This window comes from Acidiphilium rubrum (assembly GCF_900156265.1).
In the GTDB taxonomy this organism is placed as follows: domain Bacteria; phylum Pseudomonadota; class Alphaproteobacteria; order Acetobacterales; family Acetobacteraceae; genus Acidiphilium; species Acidiphilium rubrum.
On the sequence record NZ_FTNE01000018.1, the window covers coordinates 20,009 to 36,528 of the forward strand.

General features: G+C 65.6%; 19 protein-coding genes. 9 read left to right on the forward strand and 10 right to left on the reverse strand.

Going from position 1 to position 16,520, the window contains the following annotated elements; all coding sequences use genetic code 11:
* Window positions 1-64 precede the first annotated feature (64 nt).
* The 3 genes from greA to BW994_RS13155 all read left to right on the forward strand — a co-directional run bounded on the left by greA (window position 65) and on the right by BW994_RS13155 (window position 2,522).
* Window positions 65-538, forward strand: a complete 474-nt coding sequence (gene greA / locus BW994_RS13145) for a transcription elongation factor GreA (protein ID WP_029314711.1) — start codon at window positions 65-67, stop codon at window positions 536-538.
* 4 nt (window positions 539-542) lie between these two features.
* Window positions 543-1,739 (forward strand): threonine ammonia-lyase, encoded by a 1,197-nt coding sequence (locus tag BW994_RS13150; RefSeq protein ID WP_029314709.1) that lies wholly within the window; start codon window positions 543-545, stop codon window positions 1,737-1,739.
* Between the two features lie 129 nt (window positions 1,740-1,868).
* Entirely contained in the window at window positions 1,869-2,522 is a 654-nt protein-coding gene (locus tag BW994_RS13155; protein WP_029314708.1) for an RluA family pseudouridine synthase, read from the forward strand.
* Here BW994_RS13155 and BW994_RS13160 read toward each other — a convergent pair.
* The 3 genes from BW994_RS13160 to BW994_RS13170 form a co-directional block, all read right to left on the reverse strand.
* Entirely contained in the window at window positions 2,487-3,866 is a 1,380-nt protein-coding gene (locus tag BW994_RS13160) for an alpha,alpha-trehalose-phosphate synthase (UDP-forming) (protein ID WP_029314707.1), read from the reverse strand. The two genes, BW994_RS13155 and BW994_RS13160, sit on opposite strands and share 36 nt — an antisense overlap.
* Window positions 3,863-4,573 (reverse strand): trehalose-phosphatase, encoded by a 711-nt coding sequence (gene otsB, locus BW994_RS13165; protein ID WP_029314706.1) that lies wholly within the window; start codon window positions 4,571-4,573, stop codon window positions 3,863-3,865. The genes BW994_RS13160 and otsB overlap by 4 nt, the downstream gene beginning before the upstream one ends.
* Window positions 4,574-4,678: 105 nt before the next feature.
* The gene (locus tag BW994_RS13170; RefSeq protein WP_029314705.1) at window positions 4,679-6,199 is read right to left on the reverse strand and encodes an ArnT family glycosyltransferase; all 1,521 of its coding nucleotides are present in this window, start codon (window positions 6,197-6,199) and stop codon (window positions 4,679-4,681) included.
* Window positions 6,200-6,379: 180 nt separating this feature from the next.
* Between BW994_RS13170 and BW994_RS13175 the strand changes: the two genes are divergently transcribed.
* From BW994_RS13175 to BW994_RS13185, 3 genes are read left to right on the forward strand one after another with little or no spacing between them, the layout of a single operon-like run.
* Entirely contained in the window at window positions 6,380-7,024 is a 645-nt protein-coding gene (locus BW994_RS13175; RefSeq protein WP_029314703.1) for an SCO family protein, read from the forward strand.
* A complete protein-coding gene (locus tag BW994_RS13180) occupies window positions 7,021-7,467 on the forward strand; it encodes a copper chaperone PCu(A)C (RefSeq protein WP_029314702.1) in 447 nt (148 codons plus the stop codon). The genes BW994_RS13175 and BW994_RS13180 overlap by 4 nt, the downstream gene beginning before the upstream one ends.
* Window positions 7,464-7,802, forward strand: a complete 339-nt coding sequence (locus tag BW994_RS13185; RefSeq protein WP_051657702.1) for a c-type cytochrome — start codon at window positions 7,464-7,466, stop codon at window positions 7,800-7,802. The genes BW994_RS13180 and BW994_RS13185 overlap by 4 nt, the downstream gene beginning before the upstream one ends.
* Here BW994_RS13185 and BW994_RS13190 read toward each other — a convergent pair.
* The 4 genes from BW994_RS13190 to gatC are packed head-to-tail and all read right to left on the reverse strand — an operon-like array spanning window position 7,799 to window position 11,680.
* Window positions 7,799-8,458, reverse strand: coding sequence for an SCO family protein (locus BW994_RS13190; RefSeq protein WP_076454629.1), 660 nt, complete (start codon window positions 8,456-8,458; stop codon window positions 7,799-7,801). The genes BW994_RS13185 and BW994_RS13190 overlap by 4 nt on opposite strands.
* On the reverse strand, window positions 8,455-9,918 hold the full coding sequence (gatB, locus tag BW994_RS13195) for an Asp-tRNA(Asn)/Glu-tRNA(Gln) amidotransferase subunit GatB (RefSeq protein ID WP_029314696.1): 1,464 nt from the start codon (window positions 9,916-9,918) through the stop codon (window positions 8,455-8,457). Before gatB ends, BW994_RS13190 begins: the two co-directional genes overlap by 4 nt.
* Window positions 9,915-11,390 carry an Asp-tRNA(Asn)/Glu-tRNA(Gln) amidotransferase subunit GatA gene (gene gatA, locus BW994_RS13200; RefSeq protein WP_029314694.1) on the reverse strand — a complete coding sequence of 492 codons (1,476 nt, stop codon included), beginning with the start codon at window positions 11,388-11,390 and terminating at the stop codon, window positions 9,915-9,917. The genes gatB and gatA overlap by 4 nt, the downstream gene beginning before the upstream one ends.
* A gap of 2 nt (window positions 11,391-11,392) precedes the next feature.
* Window positions 11,393-11,680 (reverse strand): Asp-tRNA(Asn)/Glu-tRNA(Gln) amidotransferase subunit GatC, encoded by a 288-nt coding sequence (gatC, locus tag BW994_RS13205; protein ID WP_029314692.1) that lies wholly within the window; start codon window positions 11,678-11,680, stop codon window positions 11,393-11,395.
* 45 nt (window positions 11,681-11,725) lie between these two features.
* Between gatC and ruvX the strand changes: the two genes are divergently transcribed.
* The gene (gene ruvX / locus BW994_RS13210) at window positions 11,726-12,193 is read left to right on the forward strand and encodes a Holliday junction resolvase RuvX (protein WP_029314691.1); all 468 of its coding nucleotides are present in this window, start codon (window positions 11,726-11,728) and stop codon (window positions 12,191-12,193) included.
* A complete protein-coding gene (locus BW994_RS13215; RefSeq protein ID WP_029314690.1) occupies window positions 12,190-12,519 on the forward strand; it encodes a YnfA family protein in 330 nt (109 codons plus the stop codon). Before ruvX ends, BW994_RS13215 begins: the two co-directional genes overlap by 4 nt.
* On the opposite strand, the gene BW994_RS13220 is transcribed toward BW994_RS13215, so the two are convergent.
* Window positions 12,503-14,476 (reverse strand): hypothetical protein, encoded by a 1,974-nt coding sequence (locus BW994_RS13220; RefSeq protein WP_139334109.1) that lies wholly within the window; start codon window positions 14,474-14,476, stop codon window positions 12,503-12,505. The genes BW994_RS13215 and BW994_RS13220 overlap by 17 nt on opposite strands.
* An 82-nt stretch (window positions 14,477-14,558) precedes the next feature.
* Between BW994_RS13220 and BW994_RS13225 the strand changes: the two genes are divergently transcribed.
* A complete protein-coding gene (locus tag BW994_RS13225) occupies window positions 14,559-15,053 on the forward strand; it encodes a lysozyme (protein WP_029314688.1) in 495 nt (164 codons plus the stop codon).
* On the opposite strand, the gene BW994_RS13230 is transcribed toward BW994_RS13225, so the two are convergent.
* Window positions 15,018-16,103, reverse strand: a complete 1,086-nt coding sequence (locus BW994_RS13230; RefSeq protein ID WP_029314686.1) for a WcbI family polysaccharide biosynthesis putative acetyltransferase — start codon at window positions 16,101-16,103, stop codon at window positions 15,018-15,020. The genes BW994_RS13225 and BW994_RS13230 overlap by 36 nt on opposite strands.
* A 9-nt stretch (window positions 16,104-16,112) precedes the next feature.
* On the reverse strand, window positions 16,113-16,370 hold the full coding sequence (locus BW994_RS19705) for an acyl carrier protein (protein ID WP_076454635.1): 258 nt from the start codon (window positions 16,368-16,370) through the stop codon (window positions 16,113-16,115).
* Between the last annotated feature and the right edge of the window lie 150 nt (window positions 16,371-16,520).

A 16,520-nucleotide genomic window follows, 5' to 3' on the forward strand; every position in this document is an offset into this window, starting at 1 on the left:
CTCCGGTCACGGTGCGCGCACTCATGCCAACCGCCTGCTGACGTCTCTGACGTAAGGAATCGCCGTGCAAAAATTCCCGATGACCGGGCCCGGATTGACCAGTCTCGAAACCGAATTGCGCCACCTCAAGGTGGAGGAGCGACCTGCGATCATTCGCGCGATCGCCGAGGCGCGCAGCCATGGCGATTTGTCGGAGAACGCGGAATATCATTCCGCGCGGGAGCGCCAATCGTTTATCGAGGGGCGTATTGCGGAGTTGGAGGAAATTATTTCCGCCGCCGAAGTGATCGACCCGGCGACGTTGTCGGGCGATACGATCAAATTCGGTGCGCAGGTCGAACTGATCGACGAGGAGACCGAAAAGCAGGTGCGCTATCAGATCGTCGGTCTGCATGAGGCGGATATCAAGCTCGGCCGGCTTTCGGTGACCTCGCCGCTCGCGAAATCACTGATCGGCAAAAAGCCGGGCGATACGGTTTCGGTGCCGGCACCCGGTGGCGATCGCAGCTACGAGATTTTGACCGTCCGGTTCGGCTGAGCCGTTGGTCACGATCGAGGATATCGAGGCGGCGGTTCCGCGCATCGCCGGCGCGGTGCAGCGCACACCGCTGGTCTATTCGGATGCGCTGTCGCGTGCGACCGGTGCGCGCGTACTGCTGAAGCTCGAAAATCTGCAGGCGACCGGCGCGTTCAAGGAACGCGGGGCGGCCAACCGGATCGCGCTGCTGAGTGCGGCCGAGCGTGCGCGCGGCGTGATCGCGATGTCCGCCGGTAATCACGCCCAGGCGGTGGCGCGCCATGCGCAGCTGGCCGGCATTGCCGCGACCATCGTGATGCCGCGCTTCACGCCGACCACCAAGGTGATGCGCACCCGCGCCTGGGGTGCCCGCGTCTTGCTGCACGGCGAAACCCTGGCCGAAGCGGCGAGCCATGCGCATGAACTGGCGCGGGCGGAATCGCTGGTGTTCGTGCACCCGTATGACGATCCCGCGGTGATCGCGGGGCAGGGCACCATGGCGCTCGAAATCATCGAGGATGCGGCCGATCTGGATATCATGGTGGTGCCGACCGGCGGCGGCGGATTTTTGTCGGGCTGCGCCATCGCGGCGCGCGCACGGCGCCCGGCGCTGACGGTGCTGGGCGTCGAGGTGGAGTCTTATGCCGGGTTCGCCCAGGCGCTGGCCGGCAAGCCGATCGAGGTGGGGGGTGCGACCATCGCTGAAGGCATCGCGGTGCGCGATATCGGGCGCCTGCCGCTGTCGATCCTGCGCGATCTCGGCACCGAGGTGCTGGTGGTGCCGGAAGCGGCGGTGGAACAGGCGATCGCGCTGCTGATCGAAGGCAGCAAACTGGTGGCCGAAGGCGCCGGCGCGGCCGGGCTCGCGGCGGTGCTGAGCTTTCCCGATCGTTTCGCCGGCAAGACCGTGGCGCTGCCGATCTGCGGTGGCAATATCGATACCCGCACCCTCGCCAATACCCTGCTGCGCAATCTGCTGCGCGACGGCCGCATCCTGAAAATTCTGATGGAAATCCCCGATCGCCCGGGCGTGCTGGCCGATATCGCCGCGCGGATCGGCAATGGCGGCGGCAATATCATCGAAGTCGTGCACCAGCGGCTGTTCGCCTCGCCGACCGTGCAGGCGGCGCATCTGGAAATCATGATCGAGGCGCGGGATGCGGCGCATGGGAACGCGATCGTGGCGGCGCTCGAGGAGGTTTATACGGTTCGGCGGATGTGATTGCGGGTGTGAGGGAACCATTTCTTTTTCTGCAAAAAAAGAAGCAAAAAAACTTTGTTATGCTGGGTTGGTGCGTGTGGAGCGGGTCACGCGCAGGGTTGGGCTCACGGTGGGTGTTGAGGTGATGTCGTGCTGCCGGCGATTTTGTATCAATCCAATCATCTGCTGATCATCGATAAGCCTTCCGGTCTGGCCTGCCACGCCGGTCCGCGCGGGGGCGCGAGTGTCGAGGATTTTTTTCCGCAGTGGCGGCGCGGGCATGACGGGCCGTGGCTCGCGCATCGGCTGGATGCCGATACCGCCGGCTGTCTCGCGATCGCGCGGCGCAAGACCACGCTGGTCGCGCTGCAGGCCGCCTTCGCGGCCCATACCGTGCGGAAAACCTACTGGGCGGTGGTGCAGGGTGTGCCCCGCGAACCGCACGGCACGATTTCGGCACCGCTGCGCAAGCAGACCACGCCATCCGGCTGGCGCATGGTGGTCGATCCCAAGGGGCAGCCCGCCATCAGCGACTGGCGCGTGCTCGCGGCATCGAACGGGCGCGCGGTGCTTGAGCTCTCACCGCGCACCGGGCGGACCCATCAGCTTCGGGTCCATTGCGCTGATATGGGGTATCCGATCGTCGGTGATCCGCTGTACGGCAAGGCGGCCAAGGGGTTGTGCCTGCTCGCGCGCCGGTTGGTTCTGCCGCTCGACCCGATGGTCAGCGCGGTCGCCGCGGTGCCGGATACGCTGCGGGCGGCGCTGTCAGGCGTCGATTTCGATCGCCTTGAGCCGGGCTAAAAAATCCCGGCAGAACGAGGCGGCGGTGGTGCGCCGCACCTTGGCCAGCAGGGCGGCGTGGCGCGCCTTGCGTTCCTCGAGCGGCATGATCAGGGCGGCGTGCATCGCATCGGCCACCGCATCGGCGTCGTAGGGGTTGACGATCAGCGCCTCGGTCATTTCCTCCGCTGCACCGGCGAAGCGCGACAGCACCAGCACGCCGGGATCGCTGGAATCCTGCGCGGCGATGAACTCCTTGGCGACCAGGTTCATGCCATCGCGCAGCGGCGTCACCAGCGCGATGCGGGCGAGGCGATAGAACCCGGCGATGGTGTTGCGGTTGACCGTGCGGGTCATGTAACGCAGCGGCGTCCAGTCGAAATCGGAATAGGCGCCGTTGATGTCGCCGGCCTTGCGGTCGAGTTCGCGGCGCAGCGACTGATAGCGGTCGACGTCCTCGCGCGAGCGGGCGGCGATTTGCAGTAGGCTGATGCGGCGCAGATGTTCGGGGTGGCGGTGCAGCAGCTGGCCGAACGCATCGAAGCGCTGCGGCAGCCCCTTGGTGTAGTCGAGCCGGTCGACGCCGATGGCCAGGGCGCGGCCGACCAGGCTTTCGATCAGGCGTTTGGTCTCCGCCATGCCGGCGGCGCGGCGGGCGGTGCGGGCGAAGCCATCGGCATCGATGCCGATTGGCGCGACGATGGTTTCTGTCCGATGGCCGTTATGGGTGAAGCTGTGGTTGTCATCGGGGTGGACATCCATGCAGGATGCGACCGATTCCAGGAAATTCATCCGATCGCCATGGGTCTGAAACCCGACCAGATCGGCGGCCGCGAGCGCGCGCACCAGCACCGCGGCCGAGGGCAGCACGTGCAGCACGGCGGGCGGCACGAAGGGGATGTGCAGGAAGAACCCAATGCGGTTTTTCACACCCCTGCGGCGCAACGCATCGGCCATGGTGAGGAGCTGGTAGTCGTGAATCCAGATCGTGTCGTCCGGCCGAAGCAGGGGGACCAGGCGATCGGCGAACAGATCGTTGACGGTGAGGTAGCCCTCGTAATCATCGCGTTTGAAATCGAGCAGGCCGGTCCGGTAATGAAGCAGCGGCCAGAGCGAGCCGTTGGAAAATCCGACATAGAAGCGCCGGTAATCGGATTCGCTCAGATCGACCGTGGCGTAGGTGAGGCCGCCGTGATCGATGACCGTCGCCTGATCGGAGGAGGTCGCGCCGCGCTTGCCGGACCAGCCGAACCAGAGCGAGCCCGGGGTCATCGCTTCGGCCAGCGCCACCGCGAGGCCGCCGGCCTTGGCGCCGCGCTCGGTCGGCATCGATACCCGGTTGGAAACGACGACGAGGCGGCTCATGGCTGCGGCTCCGCGACGGCGCGTGCCAACCAGGCGCGGACGGCGTTGGTTGTGCCATCGAAATCGCGATGCACGTTCAGACCGATGCCGCCCTGCGCCTTGGCCGCCGCGATCGCCGCTTCATCGGTGGTGTCATCGCCGACGAACACCGGCACGCGGCCGGCAAAGGGTGTTTGTTGCATGAACCAGTCGAGCGCGCGGCCTTTGTCCGCGCCGGCCGGGCGGATTTCCCAGGCCATGTTGGCGGGCAGAACCTCGATATCGGGCACGCCTGCGATCAACCGGTCGATCAGCGCGCGCAGCGCCGGGCCATGGTCCGGCGCACGGCGGAAATGTGCGACCAGCGTGTAGCGTTTCTGCTCGATCGCGACGCCCGGCATGGTCGCCGCCGCATCATCCAACGCCTGGCGCCAGGCGGGGCGGTTTGCGGTGGTGGTGATCGGCTGATGGATCACACCGGCGCTGTCGCGGCAGACAAAGCCGTGTTCCGCGCCGGCGGGGAAGGGCGCGCCGGTGACGCCATCGATATCGTCCATGGTGCGGCCGGACAGGATTGCGAGGGCGCCGTTGCGCGCGGAAGCCAGGGCAGCCAGCAGCGCCGGCAGGCCATCGGGCACCACGACCTCGGCCGGGGTCGGCGCGAAATCGAGCAAGGTGCCGTCCAGGTCGAGGAACAGCGCATGGGTGGGCATGAGGTCAGGTAACATTGTGTAATAGATGGGCAGTCACCATGCCCCGATCAAGCGAACGCCCGATCAAGCAAACGTTTAGCCAAGGTCAGTTCACGGATGCGCTAGCCGCGCCCGTGGCGATCAGGGGCCCGGTGTCGGCCAGGATTGCAGATCATGCCCCAGCAGCATCGGTATCCGCAGCAGCACGCGGCCGTGATGGGTGATGTCGATTGGCTTTTCGATGCTGATCGAGGCGAAGCGCTGCGCATAGCGCTGCATGACCGCGGGGACGTCACCCGGCATCGCGGCGATCAGAATATCATCGCCGATCAATGATTGTGGCGGCGTGGTGATGCCGAACTCATGCGGATCGCCCTCGAATACCGCGACTTTCATGGTCGGGCCGACCGCATAGGCGATTTTTCCAGCGTCGTACCAGCGCAGCGCGGCGAGTGCCAGGTTCGGGCGGGACAGCTCGCCGCGTGCCGCCAGCGCCGCGCGAAAACTGCGCCAGTCGATCGCCTGCAATTCGGGGGATTTGCCGGGTGCGAAGCGGGCGTTGAACCCCGGCACGATGCCGAACTGCAATTGTGCGCCGATGAACAGTACGGCCAGCGTCAGCACGGCGGCGGTGCCCCAGGCGACGCCCGCGGCCCAGCGGCGCGCGGCGGTGCCGAGGCGGGCGAGCCAGTCGCCGAGCAGGGGAAACAACATCAGATAGCCGGGGGCGGCCCAGTGAAACAGGATTTTGCGCGACGACCAGAACGATATCGCTGAAAACAGCACGATCGGGATAATGCCGAGCAGTGCGAGGAACCGCGCCCGCCGATCCGCCCCGGTGCGCAGGCCGCCGATCAGCAGACATGCCATGGGGATGAAAATCCACGGCGCGATGAACACCGCCTCGCCGGCCCAGACGATGAACGGGCGCAGCGGATGAATGCCGAATCCGGTCGCCCGCGCGCCCTGGTAGCCGAACGAGGCCCAATGGTTCAGCGCGTTCCACAACAGCACCGGCGAGAACGCCAGCAGCGCGATCAGGCAGGCGAGCCACGGCCCGGCGCTGGCGAGCGCGCGGCGGCCGCGCGGATCGAGGATCAGGAAGGCCAGCGCGCCCAGCAAATTCAGGGCGGCATTGTATTTCGAGGTCATGGCGAGGCCGGCGCACAGCCCGGCCAGCGGCCAGAACGCCGGTTCGGGCTCCGCCGCCCGTTCAGGCTGTGCGACGCCGCCCGCCCGCGCGAGCGCCCAGGCCGCCGCGAGCAGAAAAAAGTCGAGCGGGCCATCCGGGAGCACCCAGGTGCCGAAGGCGAGCGCAAACACCGGCGATACGTTCAGCGCCACGACCGCCCAGACCGCCGCGCGCGGCCCGAACAGGCGCCGGGTGAAGCCGAACATCAATGCCCCGGTGCCAGCGAACAGCGCAATGAACGGCAGGCGCACGATCAACGGCGTGTGCAGCCCGGTGAGGTGCTGGATGGTCAGTTCCATCCACCAGGAGATCGGCGGATGATCGAAATAGGAGAGTTGATAGGTATGCACGGCCGATACCATGTAGCTCTCGTCGATGCCGAGACCCATGCCGGCGGCGAATGCGAGGCGGATGGCGGTGGCCAGCAGAATGACCAGGGTAGCCTGGGCGGCGGGGGATCGATGTCTCATCGCCGTGCGGCATGGGCGAGGCGGCGGCGGCGGTCAAGCCGCTGTGGCGTGAGGTCGCGCGATCATGATTTGCGGTGCGGGAGGTGGCGCGGTAGCAAGGCGGCGTCTGATGGTTTGGGAACGAACCAGGCGTTCTTCCTTCAACCTCCCTTCCTGCCAGCCCTAGAACGGAGCCCTCGCATGACCAGTCTGACAATCGGCCGCCGGCAATGGCTTGGCGGCGCTTCCGCGGCGATCGGCGCATCGCTGCTCGTGCGGCGGGCGGCGGCTGATCCGGCCTTGCCGGCGTTCGTGCCGGTCGGCGGGCATATGAAGTCGTTGAAGTTCCGGATGGACGATGTCGAGACCGGCAACACCATCACCGAGGCGGCGTTTCGCGGCCATCCGACCATTTTGTATTTCGGCTTCACGCGCTGCCCGGATTCCTGCCCGCTGACCATGCAAAACGCGGCGCATCTGGTGTCGCTGCTTGGCAACGACGGGCAGCGCCTGCGGATTGCGTTCGTCACGGTGGATCTCGACTACGATACGCCGGCGCGGCTGAAACAATTCATGGCGCAGTTCGGGCCGCCACCGGTATTCACCGGTCTGCGTGGCACGCCAGGCGAACTCAAGACGGCGGCCGCGCGGTTCGGCGTGTTCTACAAGGCACCGAGCGGGGCCGATTCGCCTGATCCGGTTTCCGGCATCGGCCATAGTGACGCGACCTATCTGTTCGCGCCGGATGGCCATGCCGTCGCGGTGCTACCGGCGCTGCCGACCGGCACGCCGCAATTGCCGCAGGTGGCTTCCCTGGTGCGCAAGACCCTGTCCGGCGCGGCATGACGCGCTGGCTGCTCGCGGCCATCGCGATGCTCGCGATCGGCACGCGGGGGGCGATGGCGGGGGCACCCTCGCCGATCACGGCGCGGGATGCGTGGTTTCGCTATCTGCTGCCTGAAATCCCCGCCGGTGGTTTCGTCACGCTGCATAACGCGGGTGCGTCACCGGCCGTGCTCACGGGCGTGCGATCGGCCGCGTGCGGCATGGCGATGCTGCATCGGAGCGTCAATCGAAGCGGTGTGGACCGGATGAGCATGGTGCCGTCGGTCACGGTGCCGGCGCATGGCGATTTCCGGTTCGCGCCCGGCGGCTATCATATCATGTGTATGCAGCCGCACATGAAACCCGGCGATGCCGCTGCCGTGACCCTGCTGTTTGCCGGCCTGCCGCCGATGGTCGTGAAATTTGCGGTCTACGGCGCGGACGGTAAGCCTGCGACGCCATGAGGCATCCGATCCTCTTGGGCCTGCTGGCCCTCGTGCTCGGCGCGGCTGGGCAGGCGGGTGATGTGACGGCGGGTGCACGGATCGTCGTGCATGGCACAGCAACCGGCGCGCTGCCGTGCATGGCGTGTCACGGCGTCGGCTTGCGGGGCAATGCCGCCATCGGGGCATCGGCGCTTGCGGGCTTGCCGGTCGCGACCACGCTGGCAGCGTTGGACGCGATCGCGACGGGCCGGGTCGGTCATAATTACGTGATGAAGAACAATGCGGCCGCGCTGACGCCGGCCGAGCGGCGCGCGGTCGCCGATTATTTGGCGACGCTCAAACCCGGCGGTTAACCGAGGCGGGCGAGCCAGGTCAGCAGACCGCGCGGCTGGGTTTTCGATTGCAGCGATTCGATATCGGTGATGAGTGCGGGATAGTCGGGGTGCTGGTTCGAGCCGAGGTCGGGGATGATGAACCGCGCGTTGCCGTGCGGACCGAAGCCATAGATCAGCGCCGAATGCACCACCTGATACGCCTGCGGATTGGGCGAGGGATGCACCGAGGCGACGACGCGGTAGCGCCGCGTCAGCCGATAGATCTGATTGGCCGAGCCGCGCAGCCCGACGAAATGCGGGTCGAACAGGGCGAGGTATCGGCGCAAAACCGGGGTCGTGTCGCGTGCCGGGTCGACCGTGACGAACAAAAACACCGTGTTGGCCGCCGCGGCACCGAGCTTGAGGTAAAGCTGATGCACCTTGTAGAGCGTGTCGGGGCAGACATCCGGGCAGTTGGTGTAGCCGAAATACAGCAGGATGGTCTTGCCGCGAAACGCGGCGGCGGTGACGCTTTTGCCGGTGCTCGCATCGGTCATGGTAAAGGCGAGCGGCGGCACCAGCCCGGTGACCGGCACGACCGGGTCGGCCCAGGCCGCGACCGGTGCGATGACGGCGCCGAGCATCAGTGCGAGGATCGGGGCAGCCAGCCACCAACGCCCCGGCCTGCGCTTCATGCTGCGGGTGCGCCGATCTTTTGTTTGAGCGCCTCGTTCACGAGGGCGGGATTGCCCTTGCCGGCCATCGCCTTCATCACCTGACCCACGAAGAACCCGAACAATTTATCCTTGCCCGATTTGTACTCGGCGAGCTTGTCCGGATTGGCGGCGATCACCTGATCGATCGCGGCATCGATCGCGCCGGTGTCGGTCACCTGGCGCAGGCCGCGCGCCTCGACGATGGCACCCGGCGCCTCGCCGGTTTCGACCATCAGTTCCAGGACTTCCTTGGCGATCTTGCCGTTGATCGTGCCATCCTTGATCAGATCGAGCAGCGCGCCGAGATCGGCCGCGCTGACCGGGCTGTTCTCGATGCTGCGGCCGGTGCGGTTGAGTGCGGCAAAAAAATCGCCGAGCATCCAGTTCGCGACCTGCTTGGCGTCGCGGCCCGTGGCGACGGTTTCGAAGAAATCGGCGGTGACCTGCTCCATCACGAAAATCGCTGATTCGTAGCGCGAAATTCCGTAATCCTGCATCAACCGCGCTCGCTTGGCATCCGGCAGTTCGGGCAGTTCGGTCTTCAGCGTGGCAACCCAGGCTTCATCGAGCACCAGCGGCAGCAGGTCGGGCTCGGGGAAGTATCGATAGTCATGGGCGTCTTCCTTGCTGCGCATCGAGCGGGTTTCGCCGCGCGCGGGGTCGAACAGGCGGGTTTCCTGTGTCACCTCGCCGCCGGATTCCCAGATCTCGACCTGGCGTCGTGCTTCCGCCTCGATCGCCTGCATCACGAAGCGGATCGAATTGACGTTCTTGATTTCGCAACGCGTGCGAAACGCCTCGCCCGCCTTGCGGACGGAAACATTGACGTCGGCGCGCATCGAGCCTTCGTCCATATTGCCATCGCAGGTGCCGAGATAGCGCAGGATGGTGCGCAGCTTGCGGATGTAGGCGCCGGCCTCCTCGGGCGTGCGCATGTCGGGTTCGCTCACGATTTCCATCAGCGCGACACCGGACCGGTTGAGATCGATCAGCGATTTGCTGGCGTGCTGATCGTGCATGCTCTTGCCGGCATCCTGTTCGAGGTGCAGCCGCGTGATGCCGATCGAGCGGGTTTCGCCCGATTCAAGCTCGATATCGATGGTGCCCATGCCGACGATCGGGTGTTCGTACTGGCTGATCTGATAGCCCTGCGGCAGATCGGCGTAGAAGTAGTTTTTCCGGTCGAATCGCGAAACCAGGTTGATCTGCGCGTTCAGCCCCAGCCCGGTGCGGACCGCCTGGGCGACGCATTCGCGGTTGATCACCGGCAACATGCCGGGGAAACCAGCATCGACGAAGCTGACCTGGGTGTTCGGCTCGCTGCCGAAATCGGTCGCCGCACCGCTGAACAGCTTGGATTTTGATATCACCTGGGCGTGCACTTCCAGCCCGATCACCAATTCCCAGGGGCCGGTGGTGCCGTCGATCGTGTAGCTCATGAGCTGGCTCCCGCGCGCACCGCCGGCATGGCGGTGAACCCAGCGGCGCGTTCGAGCGTGGCGGAGACGGCAAACACCGTTTCCTCGTCGAAATGCCGGCCGATCACCTGCAGGCCGAGCGGCAGGCCGCGCGCATCGAGCCCCGCCGGTACCGACATCGCGGGAACGCCGGCGAGGTTGGAGGGGACGGTGAACACGTCGTTCAAATACATCGTCACCGGATCATCCATCTTTTCGCCGATCGCGAACGCCGCCGAGGGTGCCGTCGGTGTCAGGATCGCATCGACCGTGGCGAACGCCTCGTTGAAATCGCGCAGCATCAGGGCGCGCACCTTCTGGGCGCGCAGGTAATACGCATCGTAATACCCGGCCGAGAGAACATAGGTGCCGATCATGATCCGCCGTTTCACCTCCGCACCGAACCCGGCCGCGCGGGTGCGCTCGTACAGATCGATCAGATCCGCGCCGTCCACCCGCGCGCCGAACCGCACGCCATCGTAGCGCGCGAGGTTCGAGGAGGCTTCGGCCGGGGCCACGATGTAATACACCGGCAAACCGTATTTGGTGTGCGGCAGGCTGACATCGATGATCTCGGCGCCGGCCCGTTTCAGCCAGTCGATGCCCGATTGCCAGAGGGTCTCGATCTCGGGCGCCATGCCATCGACGCGGTATTCGCGCGGGATGCCGATTCGCAGCCCCTGGACGCCGCGCGCGCAGGCGGCCCGGAAATCGGGCACCGGGCGGTCGGCGGAGGTGCTGTCGCGTTCATCGAACCCGCTCATCGCGCCGAGCAGGATCGCGCAATCCTCGACCGTGCGCGCCATCGGCCCCGCCTGATCGAGCGAGGAGGCGAACGCCACGATGCCGAAGCGCGAGCAGCGCCCGTAGGTCGGTTTGATGCCGGCGATGCCGGTGAACGATGCCGGCTGACGGATCGAGCCGCCGGTATCCGTGCCGGTCGCCCCCATCGCCATGCGCGCGGCGACCGCTGCGGCCGAGCCACCGGAGGAGCCGCCGGGGACGAGTTTCGCCCCATCATCACGCTGCCACGGGTTTTCGACCGCGCCATAGGCCGAGGTGATGTTCGATGAGCCCATGGCGAATTCATCGAGATTGGCCTTGCCGAGCATCACCGCGCCGGCCGCCTTCAGCCGGGCGGACACCGTGCTCTCGTAGGGCGGGATGAAGGGTTCGAGAATCTTCGACCCCGCGGTGGTGCGCACCCCTTCGGTGCAGAACAGATCCTTCATGGCGATCGGAATGCCGGACAGGGCAGGGGCGTTGCCCACAGCCCGCGCCGCATCGGCCGCGCGTGCCTGCGCGCGGGCCTGATCGGCGGTGATGGTGATGAACGCATTGAGCCGCGGGTTCAGCGCCTCGACCGCGCTGATATGCGCGTCGGTCAGTTCGACCGCGGAGATTTTTTTCGCCGCCAGCGCCGCGAGCGCTTCGGCGATGCTCATGTCCAGCATGGTCACTCCACCACCTTCGGCACGGCAAAGAAATTGCCGATCCGGTCTGGTGCGTTGGCCAGGATTTTGTCGGGATAATTGCCGTCGGTCACCGCATCCTCGCGCAGCCGCATGGCCATCTGCGCGCCGCCGGACAGGGGTTGCACGCCATCGACGTTAACTTCAGACAATTGTTCGACGTAACCGAGAATCGCATTCAGTTCGCCTTCAAGGCGCGGCACCTCGTCGTCAGCGAGGCGGATACGGGCGAGTTTCGCGATACGGCGAACCGTCGCGGGGTCGAGCGACATGGGCATCCCTTGGGTTTCTGTGCGGTCTGGATCATAAACGCGACCATGACACTGTTCAACCTGACCGATCTGGTGGCTGCAATGCCCCGCAACGCCCGCTTGATCGGGCTCGATCCCGGATCACGCATCGTCGGCATCGCGTTGTCGGATGTCAGCCGGCGGCTCGCTTCGCCCTATGGTGCGATGAAGCGGGGCAAACTGGCCGACATGGCGCAGACGCTCCGCGACATTGCCGCCAAGGAGGGTGCGACGGCGCTGGTGATCGGGCTGCCGCTGTCGATGGATGGCACGTACGGCCCGGCGGCGCAGGCGGCGCGCGACTGGGCGCACGCGATCACCTTCGCGACCAATCTACCCGCCGCGATGATGGATGAGCGCCTGTCTTCGGCCGCGGTGAACCGGGCGATGATCGAGGCCGATGTCTCGCGCTCGAGGCGGGCCGCACGGGTCGATGCCGCGGCGGCTTCGTACATGCTGCAAGCGGCGCTCGATATCATCACCGGCGCCGGGTGAAGGGTTTCGCCATCCTGCTGCTGCTGGGGGTTGCCGCAGCGCTGGAGGTGGGCGGCGATGCGCTGATGCGCAATGGGCTGCACGCGAGCGGGGCGGGGCGGATTTACTGGCTGATCGGCGGCGCTGCGGTGCTCGCGGCCTATGGTATTTTCGTCAATCTCGGGCCGTGGGATTTCGGCCGGGTGCTCGGCATTTATGTGGTGCTGTTTTTCATCGTGGCGCAGTTGGTCAACTGGCTCGGCTACGGAGTTCGCCCGGATGGGCCGGTGCTGGTGGGTGGCGCGCTGATCTGTGCGGGCGGGCTGGTGCTCACGCTGGCGCGGTGATGCGGCGGTGCAGGCTATTGATCGCGCGCACGGCAAAGCGTGAGCCGGGATCGAGCCGGGCGAGAAATCCGGCCGGCCAGAAGGCGGTGCGGGCGGCGCTGGCGGCGGTGAACGGCGATCGGCCGGAGGGTGGTACGATCGGCCGGTAGGACGAAGCGGCGAAGCCTTCGGCGTGGGGGATTTCCGCGAAATGCGCGGCATCGGTGCGGTCGGGTGCGGCGAGCAATGCGGTCAGGCGGGTGCACGCCAGGTCGCGCAGCATCGTGATGTGCTCGGGCCGCAGATAGGGGCGCATGGCCTGCGCCACCTCGGTCACGGCATCGTGGATCAGCGCGGCGATGGCGAGGCGCGGGGCTTCCTCGGTCTGTGCCAGGCGCACCGGATAGGGCACGCCATCACGGCAGGCGACATGGCTGATCCCGGATTCCGGTGCCGAGAACAGCAACTCCAGCACCTCGTACGATCGCCCGACGGTTGCGGCGACGACCGCTTGCGGCGCCCCATCGCTGAACAGAAATCCCTCGGCCGGAATGTCGCGCTGGCGCCTGGCGCTGGTGCCGAGATAGACGCCTGTGATGTCCGGGGCGACCCCCCGCGCAATCGTGCCCAACCGGATCAGCGAGCGTTGCAGCGAGCCATGCCAGCCCAGATCGACCACCAGCGCCTTGCCATCGAACAGCCCGATCTGGTCGAGATGCGCCAGCAGATCGCGCCGCTCGATTCTGGCGCGCGCGATGATCGGCCCCGCGAGGTCGGTGAAGATCGCCCGCAAGGACGCGCGGGATGCGGCGTCGTTCACGGCAGTTTGCCCGTTCACGCCGTGTTGATGCATCGCCGCCGCGACCGCGCCGGCCGTTGGATCGAGATCGGCGCGGTGCAGGTAATCGGCGATGGTGAGGTCGCTGACCCCTGAACACAGGAAGTCGAGGTCGGTGGCATCCAGTGTGGTGATGGCGGCGAGGTTGAGGCACCGGCGTGACGACCAGACATAATGCGATGGGGGCGTGGCCTCGGTCCGCCAGGCGGCCTCATAGGCTTTCTGAAAGATCAGCCCGTCACGGGCCAGAAAGAACGGGTGGCGGTGTTCGGCGCGCACGCGGTTGTGGATCAATCCGGCCATGCCGATCGCCGCGGGGGCGACCACCAGATAAGCAAGGGTCAGCCAGTACGGGTCGCCGGCTTGTGCCCCGAGTGCGCGGCGCAGCAGCGCATGCGGCAGGTCGGCGAGCGCGTTGCTCGTGGGTTGATAGCGGTTCGCCGGCAACCGGCGCTCGGGCGGCGAGAGCAGGAACGGCGTGATCCCGCAGCGGCGGGCAACCGCGCAATCGGCCGCCGGGTGGTCGCCGAGATGAACGATGCGCGCATCGGCCGCCAGCCCGAAATCGGCGCGAATCACATCCCACACCGCACCGCTGGCCTTGGTGTGCCCGGTTTCGCTCGACAGATAGAGCCGCTCATGTCCCGCAAGACCGGCGCGCTCGATCATGGTTTCGATCGCGCGGCGTGGCAAATACATGTCCGACACGATGATGACCCGGCGGCCCGCTGCAACCAGAGCGTGAAACGCAGCGGCGATTTTGGGATCTGCGGCGATGGCCTCGATTTCCAGGGCGATTTCCTGATCCATGATCGGCATCAGGTCGAGCCCTGCCGGTGCGGTGCGGCGCAATTCGGCATAGATCGCGGCGAGCGTGATCTCGGTTGTGCCGGATGCGCGGCGCACCGCCGCCTCGGCGCGGCCGCGTTCGGCGGCAAACCAGGCACTGACCTGGTCGGGCAGGTTTGCGGCGAGCAGCGTGAACACATCGTCGGGCCGCCAGACCGCGCGCTGCACCAGCGTGTCGAACAGGTCGAAACTGGCGATCTCCGCCGTCATCGCCGCTGCCATGAATTCCGCCACGCGCGCGCCGTCGTCCAATATGGGTCTCTGCTCTCGATCGATGGTGAACCGGTTCATGCACTTACAGGTTGTATTAATGGTTTCTCACCCCCCCGGCCTCATGGCAAGTCTTTGGTTCATTGTCAGGAGACGATTACCGATGGATGCCGCAGTAACGCCCGACCCGCTTCAGATCGCCGCAACCCAATTGGTGGAACCGTTCGAGGGTTTCAGCGCCGAACCCTACCGCGATCCCGGTGGCGTCTGGTCAATCGGCTATGGTTCGACGACCGATGCCTGGGGCAATCCGGTCACCGCCGATACGCCGGCGATCAGCCAGGCCGATGCGCTGGCGCTGGTCGAACGCGATCTGGCCGCCGCACAGAACGTGGTTTCTGCGGCCGTGTTCGTGCCGCTTGATGCCAATCAACAGGCTGCATTGATCGATTTCATCTACAACGTCGGCGCGGGCAATTTCTACCGCTCGACCTTGCTCGCCCTGCTCAACCAGGGTGATTATCAGGGCGCGGCGGCGCAATTCGTGCGCTGGGATTACGCCGCCGGCGTTGTGCTGCCCGGTCTGTTGCGGCGGCGGGAGGCCGAGGCGGCGCTGTTCAGTCTAGACCAGGCGAGCCTGGCGAAGCAGGATGCATAGGAACCGCACCCATTCGGTCTGGGTCGGATCGAGCTCGAGCGCTGCCGTGGTCGCCTCGATCGCGGGGTTCAACTGTCCGAGCTTCCAAAAGCCGATCGCGAGGTTGATCAGCACGTCGCCATTATCCGGCGATCGCGCACGGGCAGCTTCCAGTACCTTTACCGCTGCGTCGACACCGACGTGGCGGTGCACGTCGAACACCGCCTGGCGCAAAGGCGCATCATGCGCGAAGGTTATGAAACGTATTGCAAACTCAGCCGCGGTGAACCGGCCGTCCGGCATCAGCCGATAGCGATAGGCAGGACCTGCCCACTCGATGCCGAAATGGCGCACGATGCTGGGATGGAGAGGCATGTGCGAAAACCCAAGCGGCTCCTTGATCTCGCCGATCGCAACTTCGATGGTCGCCGGTGTCAGCCCCAGGTTCAACTGGTTCAGGGCGTGCCGGGCGATCGGGCGCAACAGGTCGCCGCTCGGGTGCAGATAGGTCCAGAATAGCGGGATGTCGCGAAACCGGCGCTCGACCAGCGGCCACACATCGAGGCCGGCGGCTTCGCCAATCCGGCGCATTTTCAGCCGGTTAATCTCGAAGAGACGGTCCAGATCGAGCGTTGCGGCGTAGTCGTGCGCAAGATAGCGCTCGACGATCGCCTCGGGCGGTTCATCGGCATGGGCTTGCATCAGATCGATCAGCAGACGCTCGCTCAGTTGGCCTTCATAATACCCGCTCGGACAGAAAAAGCTGCGGCTTGCCGCAGCTTTCGGATGGGGCTTGCCGGCGCCGGGATATAGAAAACTTGCGGCGATTAGCGGAAACCGCCCGATCATGTCGGATTTTCGCGCGATCAGCGCTGATATAGCCTGATCGGGTTTGAAATCCGTGATCTGGATCAGGATTCGATCGGCCGCCTCGACAAACGCGCGATCCGTGTCGGAGATCGTTTTATAGCTGATGATATGACGGCAATCCGCTGTCTGATCGCGTATGGCCGCCCGCACCGATTGTGCGACGATATCGGCATGGCAGTTTCCAATCACGGCGATCCGCATCGGGCCCGTTCAGCCCGCGGTGGAGGGCGTGGGGTGAACCGTCGCCGTTACGATATCGATCAGGCCGCCGACATCGTCTACATCAAAGATCTGCTCAAGATTGAGCCTGATCGCGAATTCATGCTCGACCGTGACTAACAGCACGGCGTGCGAGAGCGAATCCCAGCCGGCGACATCGCTCGCGGTGGTGGCGCGGGAAATGCCGGCAGGATCGCAGCCGAAATTATGTGCAATCAGCTGAAAAATACGCGTGGCAATGGAGTCCATGATCAAGCCCGAATATCCCCTTCCAATTTCATACCCCCTATGATGAAAAAAGAGATTTGTCATCAATTCAAGATTGAGAGGATTGTGCTCCCTGACTGACGATCCGACACAATTTGAATCGAGCCTGCGTGGCCCTTTTTCACCAATCCG

Coding starts and splice junctions, on each gene's coding strand:
- BW994_RS13160 (WP_029314707.1), bottom strand. CDS start 3,866: ATGAGCCGCCTCGTCGTCGTTTCCAACCGGGTATCGATGCCGACCGAG.
- otsB (WP_029314706.1), bottom strand. CDS start 4,573: ATGTTACCTGACCTCATGCCCACCCATGCGCTGTTCCTCGACCTGGAC.
- BW994_RS13170 (WP_029314705.1), bottom strand. CDS start 6,199: ATGAGACATCGATCCCCCGCCGCCCAGGCTACCCTGGTCATTCTGCTG.
- BW994_RS13175 (WP_029314703.1), top strand. CDS start 6,380: ATGACCAGTCTGACAATCGGCCGCCGGCAATGGCTTGGCGGCGCTTCC.
- BW994_RS13180 (WP_029314702.1), top strand. CDS start 7,021: ATGACGCGCTGGCTGCTCGCGGCCATCGCGATGCTCGCGATCGGCACG.
- BW994_RS13185 (WP_051657702.1), top strand. CDS start 7,464: ATGAGGCATCCGATCCTCTTGGGCCTGCTGGCCCTCGTGCTCGGCGCG.
- BW994_RS13190 (WP_076454629.1), bottom strand. CDS start 8,458: ATGAAGCGCAGGCCGGGGCGTTGGTGGCTGGCTGCCCCGATCCTCGCA.
- gatB (WP_029314696.1), bottom strand. CDS start 9,918: ATGAGCTACACGATCGACGGCACCACCGGCCCCTGGGAATTGGTGATC.
- gatA (WP_029314694.1), bottom strand. CDS start 11,390: ATGCTGGACATGAGCATCGCCGAAGCGCTCGCGGCGCTGGCGGCGAAA.
- gatC (WP_029314692.1), bottom strand. CDS start 11,680: ATGTCGCTCGACCCCGCGACGGTTCGCCGTATCGCGAAACTCGCCCGT.
- ruvX (WP_029314691.1), top strand. CDS start 11,726: ATGACACTGTTCAACCTGACCGATCTGGTGGCTGCAATGCCCCGCAAC.
- BW994_RS13220 (WP_139334109.1), bottom strand. CDS start 14,476: ATGAACCGGTTCACCATCGATCGAGAGCAGAGACCCATATTGGACGAC.
- BW994_RS13225 (WP_029314688.1), top strand. CDS start 14,559: ATGGATGCCGCAGTAACGCCCGACCCGCTTCAGATCGCCGCAACCCAA.
- BW994_RS13230 (WP_029314686.1), bottom strand. CDS start 16,103: ATGCGGATCGCCGTGATTGGAAACTGCCATGCCGATATCGTCGCACAA.
- BW994_RS19705 (WP_076454635.1), bottom strand. CDS start 16,370: ATGGACTCCATTGCCACGCGTATTTTTCAGCTGATTGCACATAATTTC.